Annotated in this window: 9 protein-coding genes and 2 pseudogenes; 9 read left to right on the top strand and 2 right to left on the bottom strand. The window is 65.7% G+C overall.

The window, feature by feature from the left end:
- The first annotated feature begins 286 nt into the window (after window positions 1–286).
- The 6 genes from ACYCO6_RS04045 to ACYCO6_RS04020 all read left to right on the top strand — a co-directional run bounded on the left by ACYCO6_RS04045 (window position 287) and on the right by ACYCO6_RS04020 (window position 8,078).
- The gene (locus tag ACYCO6_RS04045) at window positions 287–568 is read left to right on the top strand and encodes a hypothetical protein (protein WP_459769523.1); all 282 of its coding nucleotides are present in this window, start codon (window positions 287–289) and stop codon (window positions 566–568) included.
- Between the two features lie 279 nt (window positions 569–847).
- Window positions 848–2,548, top strand: a complete 1,701-nt coding sequence (locus tag ACYCO6_RS04040; protein ID WP_459769521.1) for an ATP-binding cassette domain-containing protein — start codon at window positions 848–850, stop codon at window positions 2,546–2,548.
- Window positions 2,549–2,669: 121 nt separating this feature from the next.
- Window positions 2,670–3,554, top strand: a complete 885-nt coding sequence (locus ACYCO6_RS04035; protein ID WP_459769519.1) for an efflux RND transporter periplasmic adaptor subunit — start codon at window positions 2,670–2,672, stop codon at window positions 3,552–3,554.
- A 68-nt stretch (window positions 3,555–3,622) separates the two neighbouring features.
- The gene (locus ACYCO6_RS04030; RefSeq protein WP_459769517.1) at window positions 3,623–3,934 is read left to right on the top strand and encodes a hypothetical protein; all 312 of its coding nucleotides are present in this window, start codon (window positions 3,623–3,625) and stop codon (window positions 3,932–3,934) included.
- A 138-nt stretch (window positions 3,935–4,072) separates the two neighbouring features.
- A complete protein-coding gene (locus tag ACYCO6_RS04025; protein WP_459769515.1) occupies window positions 4,073–5,632 on the top strand; it encodes an NADH-quinone oxidoreductase subunit L in 1,560 nt (519 codons plus the stop codon).
- A gap of 19 nt (window positions 5,633–5,651) precedes the next feature.
- Entirely contained in the window at window positions 5,652–8,078 is a 2,427-nt protein-coding gene (locus ACYCO6_RS04020; RefSeq protein ID WP_459769513.1) for a YbcC family protein, read from the top strand.
- Window positions 8,079–8,123: 45 nt separating this feature from the next.
- On the opposite strand, the gene ACYCO6_RS04015 is transcribed toward ACYCO6_RS04020, so the two are convergent.
- Window positions 8,124–9,029, bottom strand: a complete 906-nt coding sequence (locus tag ACYCO6_RS04015; protein ID WP_459769511.1) for a LysR family transcriptional regulator — start codon at window positions 9,027–9,029, stop codon at window positions 8,124–8,126.
- A gap of 723 nt (window positions 9,030–9,752) precedes the next feature.
- Here ACYCO6_RS04015 and ACYCO6_RS04010 point away from each other — a divergent pair.
- Together ACYCO6_RS04010 and ACYCO6_RS04005 are read left to right on the top strand one after the other, a co-directional pair.
- A pseudogene (locus tag ACYCO6_RS04010) lies at window positions 9,753–9,950 on the top strand (carboxyl transferase domain-containing protein); the annotation flags it as partial.
- Window positions 9,951–9,997: 47 nt separating this feature from the next.
- On the top strand, window positions 9,998–10,309 hold the full coding sequence (locus ACYCO6_RS04005; RefSeq protein ID WP_459769509.1) for a hypothetical protein: 312 nt from the start codon (window positions 9,998–10,000) through the stop codon (window positions 10,307–10,309).
- Between the two features lie 413 nt (window positions 10,310–10,722).
- Here ACYCO6_RS04005 and ACYCO6_RS04000 read toward each other — a convergent pair whose 3' ends face one another.
- The gene (locus ACYCO6_RS04000) at window positions 10,723–12,786 is read right to left on the bottom strand and encodes an ATP-binding protein (protein WP_459769507.1); all 2,064 of its coding nucleotides are present in this window, start codon (window positions 12,784–12,786) and stop codon (window positions 10,723–10,725) included.
- A 281-nt stretch (window positions 12,787–13,067) separates the two neighbouring features.
- Between ACYCO6_RS04000 and ACYCO6_RS03995 the strand changes: the two are divergent.
- Window positions 13,068–13,194 (top strand): annotated as a pseudogene (locus ACYCO6_RS03995) (IS3 family transposase); the annotation flags it as partial.
- Window positions 13,195–13,415 lie beyond the last annotated feature (221 nt).

The raw sequence follows: 13,415 nt of genomic DNA, 5'->3' as shown, positions 1-13,415 counted from the left end.
TCCTGCTGACTCATTGTCCGCGTCGACGTTGCCGCGTGATGAAACGCACACTCCTGCAGAACCGCACTGTGGGTCAACGGGATTAAGATGCGTCCCGTCGGACGCGAACTCTATGTCCATTTATTTTTGCAATGATCATCATTGGCTCTCTGGCGTTGTTCGGCAGCCGGCTTGCCTCCAGATCATCTGCGTGGATGAGGCGAGAACGTCGGCCAATTGTTGACGTACAGGCCCGTCTCATCCGCGAACAGGTCGATATGACCGTGATCCTGAGTGGAGACGAACCATGAAGACTTTGCTGAAGACAGCCCGTGTGGCGCTTGCGACTGCCCTCTGCGCGATCGCACCGATCTCCGCTGCCGTCGCCGACTACAGGGTTGGATCTCAAATGTGGCCCTTGCCCCAGACGACCTGGGATGGGCTTTCGACCGGCGCGATCGATTTGCCGGAAGCCCCGAGGCTTTCCGTCGGTGGCTGCCGGAGAAGCTCGGCCCAGGAGGGCAATGCTGATCAGCAGCACTTTCCGGTGCAACAATACGGACAGACGGCGGGCGGCTACCGCTGCTGAACAGGGCGAGTTTCCTCGACCCGATAGCCAGCCGCTCTCATGTGAGGGCTGGCAACATATCGGTCCGCCGCGCCATCGGGTCATGGCGGACCGCTCGCCCGGTCCTCGCCCCGGAGGGCGCCTCGGGGGCTCCGATCCGCGGCGCGATCCTGAGGGCCGGAATGCGACAATCGACCCGTGTCTTGCGGGCGACGCACCGCATCCGGTCGACGCAGTGACGCCGCACGCACAAGTCTGACCTGCTTTGGAAACTGACCTGCTTTGGAAAGTTCTTGATCGATGGATGCGATCAGACATACGCCCTTGACTGTCGTGGAAGCCTGCAGGCTCATCGCGCGTCTCCTGAAGCCCGAGGCGGGTTTTGTCTGGCTGGCGATCGTCTATGGAGGTGCCGTCGCGCTCCTGGGTCTCGCCGCGCCGGTTTCAGTTCAGCTCCTGATCAATTCGGTGGCGAATACAGCCCTGCCAGCGCCCTTGTTCGTCCTGTCAGGGCTATTGCTCGGGCTGCTGCTTGTCGTAGCCGCCCTCAGCGCGGCCCGCATCTACGTGATGGCCCCATTCGAACGGCGCGTGTTCGCCAGGTTCGTCGCGGACATCTCCGTGCGCGCCGTCCACGCGAAGGATCCGCAGTTCGACGATGCCGAGCGCAACGCTCTGTTCAACCGCTTCTTCGATCTCGTGACGGTTCAGAAGGCCGTCCCGCATCTCCTGATTGGCGGATTTGCAATCCTTCTGCAATCCGGGATCGGCCTTGTTCTGACGAGCTTGTATCACCCCTTCTTTCTCGCCTTCAATCTCGTGGTCGCCTCTCTGCTGCTCGGGATCTGGCTCCTCTGGGCAGGACCGGCGCTCCGGTCGGCCGCGGCGCTGAGCCAAGCGAAGCACGAGACGGCACGCTGGCTCGAGAGCGTCGGCCGCTCGAACGGCTTTTACAAGAGCGGCCCTCACCTCGCCTTTGCGATGGGCCGTTCCGAGACGATGACAACGGCCTATGTGCGGGCGCATCGCCGCCACTTCCGCCAGACCTTCGCGCAGGCCATCGGGTTTCTCCTGGTTTACGCCGTTGCCAGCGCCGCCCTGCTCGCGTTGGGCGGATGGCTGATCCTGCAGGGCCAGCTGTCGCTCGGGCAGCTCGTGGCGGCCGAACTCGTCCTGTCCGGATCGCTCTACGGCATCTCGCAACTGGGCTCGCAGGCGGCGAGCTTCTATGGGCTGGTCGCGGCGCTCCACGAGTTGGCGCTCTTTGACGAGATCGAACAGGAGGACCGGGAGGGACAGACTGGCACAGTCTTGGCTGATGGATCTCTGCACCTGCGTGACGTCGAGGCCGAAGGCTGCCGGTTCGACTTTGCAATTCAGAGCGGTGAGCTGCTGGCTGCGACCGCAGACGGGGAGATCGAGCGGACGATCGCCGCTCTGCTCAGACAGGACCATCGGCCGCGGCAGGGATTGGTGATGATCGGCGGAGCCGACATCGCCGCGTTCGATCCGGACAGCCTGCGCTCCGAGATCCTCGTTCTGGACCGGCCGACGCTCCCCGAGATGACGATCCGCGCCTACCTGTCGATGGCCGCTGGCCGGAACGCGGCGGCGATCCACGATAGTCTTGAGCGCGTCGGACTGTCCGAGCGTGTCCTGCACCTGCGCCTCGGGCTCGACACGCTGCTGTCGCCGTCCGGCTGGCCGCTCACGACGGGCGAGTCCATGGCTCTCAAGCTCGCCGCCGCCCTTTTGAATCCGCCGAAGCTCGTCGTCCTGTCGACGCTCTACGATCTGCTGCCCCCGGATCGAGTCGCGGCGGCGCTGGCGCGGTTGCGGGAGGCGGGCACGACGGTGCTGCATCTCACGCAGCATCCCACACAGTCGATCCATGATGGACGCCTCAGGCCCGGCCCGGATGAGCAAGTGCGCGCCACTGGTCACGAGGGCCGGCTTGACCAAGCCACGCTGCGGGAAACGGCGCATGCTGTCGCGGCCTGAACACCTGCATCACTTCCCGACGCTAACGTTGATCCGCCCCCCTCGGGCAGCTGTTGCCCTCGCCTGGATGCTCGGCATCGGGACCTGCCTCGCGGTCCTGATCCTCCTCTACGTGCCCTGGGTGCAGACCTCGGCCGGCACGGGCCGCGTCATGGCCCCGAACCCCGCCGATCGCGTGCAGGCGGTCACGGCCCTGGTGCAGGGCCGGGTGGAGCAATGGTATGTCGAAGATGGCCAACGGGTCCGCGCTTCAGATCCGATCGCGCGCCTCGTCGACAACGACCCGTTCCTGCTGCAGCGGCTCGCCGCCGAGCGCGAGCAGATCGAGGCCGAAATCGCGGCGGCCGAGCAGGCCGTGAGGGTTGCGGAAGGTCAGGTCAGCCAGATCCGTGAGGCCGCCGAGAAGGGCTTCGTGACGCGGCGTAACTTCGAGGCGGCGCAGATCCGCGTGGCGGAGCGGGGTGCGCGGTTGGCCGAGGCCAAGGCCAAACTCAGCCGGCTCGAAGTGACCGTAAATCGCCAATCGGCGCAGCTGGTACGCGCCCCGCGAGACGGCCGGATCCTGCACATCAATGCGGCGGCCGGCGGCACACTGGTGAACGCGGGGGTTACCCTGGCCACCCTGGCGCCACACGCACCGGCCCGCGTGGTGGAACTCATGGTCGACGGACGCGACGTCGCCTTGATCCGGCCCGGCCAGCCCGTGCGCCTTGCCTTCGAAGGCTGGCCAGCCATTCAGTTCAGCGGATGGCCCTCGGTGGCCCACGGCATGTTCGATGGGCGCGTGCGCGCGGTCGACCCCTCCGCGCAACCGAGCGGCCTGTTCCGAGTGCTGATCGAGCAGGATCCCGGCAAGCCTGCATGGCCCGACGCCGAATTCATCCCGCTGGGCGCCAAAGTGCGCGGCTGGATCAGGATGGAGACAGTTTCGGTCGGCTACGAACTCTGGCGGATACTCAACAATTTTCCACTGGGATTTCGCAGGCCAAGTCGGGACATGAATTAGAAAGCTGTTTCACACGTCGTCACTTCGAGCTCGTCCTCGACCTGCGGGCTCATCTGAACCCGACCCGCATGCAAAGTTTGGGCGTGCTTGCTGAACGCCTGGCGCGCCGCTTGGCGAGCCCTTGTCCGAAGTGCGCCGCGCCTAGCTGGCCAAACGGGGGCGCGAAGTGGTCTGATCTGCAAGGCGTGTGGCGAAGCAACGGACATGGTCGCTGTCGAGGTGTTCGGATGCACCGCCTGTGCTCATCAGGAAGTACAACCACGCAGCGACGGGTTGAGCCGGGCACCGGTCATCTCCTGTCGTATGTGCAATCCATGACGGCGCATTCGTCTCCACCGTCCGCGATCAGCACGCCGCGCGCAGGAGCCGGCTGGTCCTGAGCCCTGCACGGTCCGATCCCGTTCGGCCAAGCACATCATACATTTCATAGAACGTTTTGTAACAAACAATATATTTTCCTAAATTAATCGGCCTGAGTACGAGTCTTCGCAGCCACAGCAGCTTCCGAGGAGGACCTCGTGCTTGTCTTCGATCTGCCGCTGCTCGCGCCTGCAGCGCTGCTCGCAGGCGCGGTCGCCTGTTTCTCAAAACCAGGGCACCGCCCCCGAGCCGTACTCTCGCTCGCCGAGATATCGGCCCTCGCCGCGCTCGCGATCGCTGTCGTCTGCGCCGCCACGTTAGCGGCGTCCGGATCCGGCACTGGATCCCTGGTCGGGCTTTTCGGTGCAGGTCTCTCCACACGCGTGGACGCGGTCAGCATCACCATGCTCGTCCTCGTCACGTTCATTGGCTGGATCGTGCTGCGCTACGCGTCGACCTACCTCGACGGCGAGGATCGGCAGGGTGCCTTCACCGGCTGGCTTTGCCTGACACTCGCCTCAGTGCTGCTCCTCGTCACAGCCGGAAACCTCGTCCAGCTCGTCGCCTCGTGGATCGCGACCAGCCTGTTCCTCCATCGGTTGCTGGTCTTCTACCGCGAGCGTCCCGGCGCACGGCGCGCCGCGCGCAAGAAGTTCATTATCGCGCGGCTCGGTGACATCACTTTGGTCACCGCCGCCGTGCTGCTGAGCATGGCTTACGGCACGAGTGATATCAGTCAGATTTTGGGTGCTGCCCGGTCCGGCGAAGGCGGAAGCCTCGCCGTCACGGCAGCCGGTCTGCTCGCGGTCTCCGCGCTGCTCAAGTCCGCGCAGTTCCCGACGCATGGCTGGCTCACCGAGGTCATGGAAACCCCGACCCCGGTCTCCGCACTGCTCCACGCAGGCGTGATCAACGCGGGTGGGTTCCTGCTGATCCGGTTCGCGGACGTCCTTCTCCTCGCCCCTGGCGTGCTCGCGGTTCTCGTCGGCATCGGCGGTTTCACGGCCGTGTTCGGTAGCATGGTGATGCTCACCCAGTCCTCCGTGAAAACCTCGCTGGCGTGGTCGACGGTGGCTCAGATGGGCTTCATGACCTTCGAGTGTGGGCTGGCCCTGTTCCCGCTCGCGCTGCTGCACATCGTGGCGCACTCGCTCTACAAGGCCCACGCGTTCCTTGCCTCGGGCGGCGCCGTCGAGGCGGTCACAGCGATTCGCCGCCCGGGGCCGGTCGCCATAGCCGGCGCGGGGGCCGTCGCGCGCGCATTTCTCTCCGCGCTCGTCATCTTCGTGTTGGTCGGCTTCGGTTTCGGGCTGCCACACGAGTCGCCCCAGGCTCTCGCTCTCGGCGCCATCCTGATTTTCGGCGTCGCCTACATGCTGGCACAGGGCTTCGCCGACACGGCACCCCGAGCGCTGACCCGGCGCACCGCTGCCTACGCGGTCGCAACCTCGATCGGCTATTTTGCCCTGCAAGCGATCGCGATCCGTCTCACGGCAGGCGTGCTGCCGGCCACACCCGCGCCGGGGCCGCTGGAATGGGCCTTGATCATGCTGGCCCTCCTCAGCTTCGGCCTCGTTGCAGTCCTGCAGGCGATGTTCCCGCTCTGGGCCTATCACCCTGCCGCAAGCGGGTTGCGGGTCCACCTCGCCAACGGCCTCTACGCCAACGCGGCCTTTGACCGGCTGATCGGCGGCTGGTCCGCGCGCAACGCTTCCTGACCGGTCCGGAGATCTTACGATGATTGAGATCGTCCATTCTCTTCCAACGTCTCACGAGCGTGTGAAGGCCGCGGCGGACGCCGCGGGCCGGCAAATCCCCCCTCTTTGGCCGCTGTCCTCCAGCGTCGCGGTCAATCCCTTCCTGGGGCACACCGACGGGCCGCTCTGGGTCGCCGGGGCGCAGCTGGCCCGGGCGAGTGGCACAGCGGTGACGATGCCGCGGGGCTGGTATCGCGACAGGATCGCGTCCGGGTCCATCAAGGACGAAGACCTCTCGGCGGCTCTGGCGGACGCACCCGCCGCACTGCGACCCGCCGACCTCGCCATGCTCAAAGCGGCGTGCTGGTCAGACGCACACCCGATCAGAGCTGTTCCGACAGTGGCCTCCCTCTGCGCAGATGCCTCCGGCGTCGATTGGCCGGGCCTGATCGCCGACCGGTTCACCGCCTGGGCGGCCGGCTACTTCGATGAGGGGCAAGCTCTCTGGGCGGCACCGTCCGGCGGGAGCGCCCTCGCGCTCTGGCGGTCCTGGGCCGTCCACGACCTGACGCCGGAGATCGTCGGTTTGAGCGGGTTCGCGCGCCACGTCTCGGACGTGCCCGATGGAACGCTGCCCGCGCTAGCCCGCGCAACGGCTCGGCTTGGTCTCAGCCCGGACGCGCTCGAGAGTTACTTCTACCAGATGCTGCTGTCTCTCGGCGGGTGGGCCCAGTACGCCCGCTACCGATTGTGGCAATCGGAGCTCGACGGCGGATCTGACGGGACGCTGAGAGACCTACTGGCCATCCGGTTGATCTGGGAGGAGGCGCTGTTCGTCCGCTATGAGGAGCGGATCGGCGGCGCCTGGGCGTCCGCCGCGGCCGAGCATGCGACACCCGCTCGGCCGACGCGAGACCAAGTCATCGATAGCATTCTCCAGGACGCCGCGGAGCGCGCCGCGCAACGCGCGCTCGCCGCGACACTCGCCGATGCCCCACCGGCAGCCGTGAGCGGACGACCGTCCCTGCAGGCGGCGTTCTGCATCGACGTGCGGTCGGAGGTCTTCCGACGTGCCCTGGAGGGCCTGGATCCCAGTATCCGCACGCTGGGCTTCGCAGGCTTTTTCGGCTTGCCGACCGCGCACCGCCGGTTCGCGTCTGACATCGAGGAGCGGCGGCTGCCGGTTCTCCTGAACCCGAGCCTGCATACCTGCGCCGGCGGTCCCGACGTCGCGAGCGCGGATCAGTCTGCCCGGGTCGCCGCGCGTTCGCGCCGCGCCTGGGGCCGTTTCCGGCAAGCGGCGGTGTCCTCCTTCGCCTTCGTCGAAGCAGCCGGGCTCCTCTATCTCGGCAAGCTCATGAAGGATTCGCTGGGCCTGACTCGAACGCCGATTCCGGGCGAGCCCGTGCCGCGTCTCGATCCCGCGCTCGACCTGACCTCCAGGGTCGGGATCGCGTCGAGCGTTCTGCGCGCGATGTCGCTGACAACGGATTTCGCCCGCATCGTGCTGCTCGTCGGACACGGGGCGAACGTCGTCAACAATCCTCACGCGAGCGCGCTGCATTGCGGGGCGTGCGGGGGATATTCGGGCGAGGTGAACGCCCGGCTGCTAGCGCGGCTTCTCAACGACGCGGAGGTGCGGATCGTGCTCCAAGACCGCGGCCTGGAGGTGCCACCGGATACAGTCTTCGTTGCAGCACTCCACGACACGACAACGGACGAGGTCACGCTCTACGCGGACGATCTCCCGCGCACGGTCGAGCTGCAGGACCTGGAGCGTGTGAGGACCTGGCTTGCAGCGGCAAGCACCATCGCGCGCGGGGAACGTGCCCTGCGCCTGCCGCGCACCGCGGGCGGCAGTTCTGTCGCGCGGCGGAGCCGCGACTGGGCTGAGACGCGCCCTGAATGGGGGCTGGCCGGCTGCAGCGCGTTCATCGCCGCACCGCGCCACCGCACGGCGGGCAGGCCGCTCGGCGGCCGCGCCTTCCTGCACGAGTACGATTGGCGGCAGGACACCGGCTTCGGCGCGCTTGAGCTGATCCTCACCGCGCCCGTGGTTGTGGCGAGCTGGATCAGCCTCCAGTACTACGGCTCGACCGTCGCGCCCGAGATGTTCGGCTGCGGCAACAAGCTTTTGCACAACGTCACGGGTGGCATCGGAGTCTTGGAGGGGAACAGCGGCCCACTGCGCGGCGGGCTCGCCCAACAATCCGTGCACGATGGCGAGCGGTACGCCCACGACCCCCTTCGGCTGTCGGTGTGCATCGAGGCGCCGCGCGAGGCGATCACGGATATTCTGGACCGACACGCGGAAGTGCGCGCCCTGTTCGACAATCGCTGGCTGCACCTGTTCGCGCTCGACCAGGATGGCCGTATGGCGTGGCGCTACTCCGGTGACCTGCAATGGACTGGCTCGGGCGGGACACCGACTGTCGCGTCGGGCTCACCACTGAGAGCCGCCGTATGAGGCACGCTGCGGGCGTCGCCGAGCCGGTTCCGGATCGGCGCCACCTCACCCAGCGTCGGACGCCGCAGGCAGCCGTCCATTCACGGTGACCAACTCGCGGAGGAGCGGGTTGGGGAAGCGTCTGGTCTGGAGGATCGCGTAGAAGCGCTCCGTCACGTCCGGAATGCGGCAGTGCTCGATCAGCAGGCCAGCGTGCAGCTCATCCTGCACGACGATGGGGGGCACGACCGCGACGCCCTCGCCCTCACGCGCCAGCAGCCGGAGCATGGCCATGTCGTCGACCTCGGCCTGGATGATTGGATGGATGCCCGCCAGGGACAGCACGCGGTCGAGCGCCACCCGGATCTCGCTGTCGAGGCTGGGAAGCATGACGGGAACGGTGCGGAGCGCGTCCGGAAAGCGGAGCGCCTCCCCGTCCGGCCTCGGCCGTCCCACCAAGCTGACCGGCTGCTCGGCGATGAGATAGCTGTGCAGGTCCGTGGCCGCATCCCGCCGAACCGCCGTGGTCGCGAGGACGACATCGAGGCTGTGCATCTCGATCTGTGTCAGAAGCTCGTGCATCGTGCCCGAGCGGAGCACGAGCTCGACATCGGGCCGCCCGATCATGGGTCGGAGGAACTCGAGCTGGAAGTTGCGCGACAGCGTCGTCAGAGCGCCGACGCGCAGCACGTGCTGGGCCGTGCGGGGCCGTCCCTGCAGGACCTTGATCAGCTCGCTCCCTGTCTCGAAAACCGTATCGGCATAGTCGAGGGCGATCCGGCCGGCCTCGGTCAGGATCAGCTTCTTGCCGCGGCGCTCGAACAGGTCGTGTCCGAGCTGCTGCTCGAGCTTCTGCAACTGAACGGAAAGGGCGGACTGCGAGAGGTTCAGGGCCTCGGCGGCGCGGGTGAGGCCACCCTCGTGCGCGATGCAGTGGAACAGGCGCAGATGATGATAGTTCAGGATCGTCATGCCTTGCATTTACAGAAGCGAACGATTCGCCGCAATATTTGAATTTGCTGTCCGGGGTGACATTAGATAGGATAATCAGACGAATACGGGTCGTCGATCACGTTCTCTTGAAGAACGTATCGGCACATGAACGCTTTCCGGAATAGAATATTCGTTCATGGACTTGAGATCGGCAAATTATAATGATGGAATTCATTGATGGGCATCCCCAGAAATCCCTGAAAATGGGCCTGCTGAGAACATGCCGGGATATGGGGAAATGATGGCTCACTGCGCAACAGGGCCTTAGTCGCCGCCCGGCTGCGCACGGTCCGGGACGCGGGCGAGGCCGGCTCGCTGAAGCGCTTAGGAGGCCGATGTGGCCTTACCTTATGACGAGCTTGGTGGACCGAAGCGCCTCAGGTTGACAGTGCGTTTCCTCGTCGGTGATGCCGAGGTTCACACTTGTGCTGGTAACCCTCGTCAAATTTGTATCCTTGCTGAGCAACTTCTCCGGCACATGCACGCACGAGGCTTTCGGCCCCGGATGCTTGTTGAGTGTCAGGACATTTTGATACGACTGAAGATTGAGCGCTATCTCCACGGGGTCTCACGCGAACTCGACACGATCCTTTGATGCGTTCCCATAGCCGCCCGTCTGATCGGCCGTGATCGCAACGTGAGGCGCGAACTTATCGGCTCGAACCAACTCCTCAAAATGCGAGCGATGAGGCATGCGAGAGCGACCCTGAGAAGATCGCGGCCCGCACGGGCGAGTACGAGGACCGCTTCCTGTCGCCCTTCGTGGCGGCCGAGCGGGGCTACATCGACGAGGTGATCATGCCGCACTCCACCCGGCGCCGGATCGCCCGGGCGCTGGGCATGCTCCGGACCAAGACGATGGAGCAGCCCTGGAAGAAGCACGACAACATCCCGCTCTGAGGCGATCGTCGTCGCCTGGCCAGACTGCGAAGCGGAGCTCAGATGCCGTGAGCCGGTGGCAACAGGAATATCGTGGCTGGCGCATCTGGCAGGACCAGTCAGCCTTCTACGCCCGCGAGCCGGCTTGCCGGTATCCGGCTTGCACCCTGACATCCAGCAGTCTCCGACGTCTATGGAGCGGCGTCGATGCGGTCGAGCGCTCGTATGCCGGGGCGCCGGCACCGATCTGGTATTTGTTCGCGCGGACCTTTCCCGAGTCCGGCCTAGTTGACCTCCGCATTGTCGACGATCTCGATCTTAGAAAATTTGCTGCTCACAAATTATCCCATCAGATTCAGTCTGAAAACACGGATTACTGACAACTGAGAGCCTGCTCCATCGAACGCTCGCGGTCAGCGAGCAGGAACGCCTGGGAGCCGTGCACGACGTGATGCGACTTCCGGCGGCCTTGGCGATCGCTGCAGCACTCCCTTCCTCTCTGGCGGACCGGAAGACATCGACTGGACCGATCACCAGAGCGATTTCGCCACTTCGGCAGTGACGCGGACTGTCGGGTAGTTTGATGTTCCACCCATTCCGTTCCGTCCTGTCCGCGCGTTAAGTTTTACGAAGCGCCTGCCCTGAAGCTGGGACCCGGCCGGGCGGCTCAGAGCGCGGTGCTCATGCTGCGTGTGTCCGGCGGCAGAGCTCAAGAGCCGTTCAGTGTAGCATCCTTCGGCGAGCAGGCGTGGCACTCAGCGATCCGGAGAGAGCCGAGTCGTACGTGTGACCGTCAGTTGGGTACCGCTGCCGTTTGTCCCTCGCTGCGGCCGAGGTGAGCCTGGATGCCCCGGGCGAGCTCGGCCATGTCGAACGGCTTCATATAGAGAGGGTAGCCAAGCTCGGTCGCCCGCGCCGCCGACGCGCTGTAGCCCGACACCAGGATTACCGGCATGTCCGGCCAGCGCCTGCGCGCCTCGTTGGCGAAGGCCAGCCCATCCATGCCACCCGGCATGATGAGGTCGCTGACCAGGATATCGGCACCGCCGCGGCGCTCAATCAGATCAAGCCCGGCTTGCGCATTATTGGCCTGCTCCACCCGGAAGCCGGCATCTTCCAGGAAGGCTGCCGTCACGGTGCGCACCTCGTCGTTGTCGTCCACCAGCACGACGCGGGCCGGAGCAGCCCCATCCGCAGCCGTGTCCGCGCCCGCAGGCTTCCTGGCTGCCTCTGGCACCTCCTCGTGTGCCAGAGGCAGGTACAGGGTGACGGTGGTGCCCTGGCCGGCACGGCTCTCGATGTCGGCCGCGCCGCTGGCCGCTTTGGCAAAACCGTAAACTTGGCTCAGGCCAAGCCCCGTCCCCTTGCCGACCTCCTTGGTCGTGAAGAACGGCTCGAACACGTGCGGCAGAGCCTCGGCCGGGATGCCGCTGCCAGTGTCGCTGATCGTGAGCGCGATACCCTCACGCCCGGATCGGTCGGGGAGTGGAGCCCTGCGGGTCGTGATCCGCAGGCTGCCGCCATCCGGCATGGCATCACGGGCGTTCGCGGCGATGTTCAGCAGGGCAAGGTCGAACTGAAGCGGGTCGAGCCGAACGGCGTGGCGGCCGGGGACGAGCTCGGTTTGAACGTGAATGTGCCCGCTGACGAACTGTCGGATCATGGTGAGCGTGCTGACCAGCCGCTCGTTGAGATCCACCACCTCGGACTGGTTGCCCTGGCCTCGCGAGAAGGCGAGCAACTCGCGGGTGAGGTGGGTGCCACGTTCCGCCGCCTTCCGGATGGCCGCCACGTAGCGTTCCAGACGTGGCTCGTGGCTGCGACGGCTCAGCATCTCGAGGTTGCCCAGGATGACCATCAGCAGGTTGTTGAAGTCGTGCGCCACCCCGCCCGTCATGCGCCCGAGCGCTTCCATGCGCACGGTTCTCTCCCGGGCGAGCGACTCCCGCCGCTGCGCGTGGAGCTCGCGCCGCAGCAGGAGGACGAGGGTCGCGGTCAGCAGGACTGTCGCCACGCCGGCAACGGCCAGGATCCAGGCGGCGTCTGTCAGCGGCCGGTTATAGGCAGTCAGCGGGATGGCGACGTGGACAGACCAACCGGTCCTGTCGGACTTTCGGAAGGCCGTCACCAGCGGCTGCCCGTCAGGCGAGACGCCGTCGTAGACACCTGCGGATCCGTTCTCGCGGGCCCGGATAGTCGGCAGCATCGCTTGCATACCGACCGAAGCCGGGGTGCGCAGGCTCGCGGCGATCCGGGCCGAGCCGTCGACGAGGTAGGGCCGCCAAGCAGGGTCAAGGCCGGATGTCGCGAGCAGTCTAGTCAAGCGCTCGATGGAGACGACACCTGTCAGCACGAAGCGGATCTTTCCATCGCGCATGACAGGCACGCGGAAACTCGCCCGCGGCGGGCCCTTGCCCGACGGTCCGGGTCCGGCGACATCGCCGATGGTGGGCTTGCCGGTGTCCAGCACCCGCCTGTAGCTCTGCTCATCGACGAGGTGAGGGAGCGGAGTCCCGAAGGGATAACCTGTCCGCACCAGCATGTGGCTTTGTGTGTCGGCCAGGATTATGCGGTGCCAGAGCGGGAGCTGGCTTTGGAAGCGCTCGGCCAAGTCGTGGAAGGCAGCTAGGTTCGGCTGCTCGCTGTCGAGCATGGGCGACTGGGCCAGAACCTTGAGGAGCTCGAGCTGAGTGAAGAGCTCGCGGTCCACGCTGCCGAGCATCTGATCGACTTGATGCACCGCCTCGGAGCGCATCGCGGTCTGCTCCTGGCGCAGGAGCAGGAACGACAGACCGCCAGAGAGCAACACCAGCGGAAGCAGGGCCGAGAGGGCGAGCAGTACGAGACCTCGGCGCACCCTCGGTGATCCTTACGGTTAGGCTTGACCGTATCTAGAGCAGCGAGCCTCGGTATTCCATTCACGAAGATGCGGGGCGATGCTTGGAGTCCTGCCGGCGGTGATGCCTGCCTCAGCAAAGGCGATTTATGACGAGCTCGGATTCGCCCTTCTGAGCGGACCTATGTCCGAGCGGCTCCTGGTACTGCCTGGGCACTATTGTCGGGCTGAGGCGCTGCGACCTGACCGGCTGGTTATGAACCGCTGATGGAGAGGATCAGGCCGGACCAGAGGAGCTGGAGATGAAGCGAGGACAGAGGCCGAGCGCGGATCAGGCGGTGCTGATGCTGCGCCAGATCGAGGTGCAGACGGCACAAGGGAAGAGTAATCGCGGTCGCCCGCAGGGAGGCGGCAATCTCCGAGCAGAGTTGCGCAATGAGTGCCTACGACAGGAAATCTGCCACTCGCTGGAGGCGCAAACCGTGTCCGGTCTTTGGCAAAATACCTACAATTGTGTGAGGCCGCGCTCGTCCTTGGGTGACCTCCCATCCGCGCCCGGCACCGTCCCGGTTCTGGCCTTACGGCTGCCCATGGCGGCCCAGGGCTGCCACCACTCAGTAGCCTCGAATTGACCCGGTTCAAATCCCGAT

Source organism: Methylobacterium sp. CM6257 (assembly GCF_054611515.1).
Note: the sequence above shows the minus strand (reverse complement) of the source record. Positions and strands in the feature narration are given on the sequence as shown.

Bases quoted from the DNA above. Each gene is read 5' to 3' on its own strand.
- ACYCO6_RS04045 (WP_459769523.1), top strand. From the start codon at position 287: ATGAAGACTTTGCTGAAGACAGCCCGTGTGGCGCTTGCGACTGCCCTC.
- ACYCO6_RS04040 (WP_459769521.1), top strand. From the start codon at position 848: ATGGATGCGATCAGACATACGCCCTTGACTGTCGTGGAAGCCTGCAGG.
- ACYCO6_RS04030 (WP_459769517.1), top strand. From the start codon at position 3,623: ATGCAAAGTTTGGGCGTGCTTGCTGAACGCCTGGCGCGCCGCTTGGCG.
- ACYCO6_RS04020 (WP_459769513.1), top strand. From the start codon at position 5,652: ATGATTGAGATCGTCCATTCTCTTCCAACGTCTCACGAGCGTGTGAAG.
- ACYCO6_RS04015 (WP_459769511.1), bottom strand. From the start codon at position 9,029: ATGACGATCCTGAACTATCATCATCTGCGCCTGTTCCACTGCATCGCG.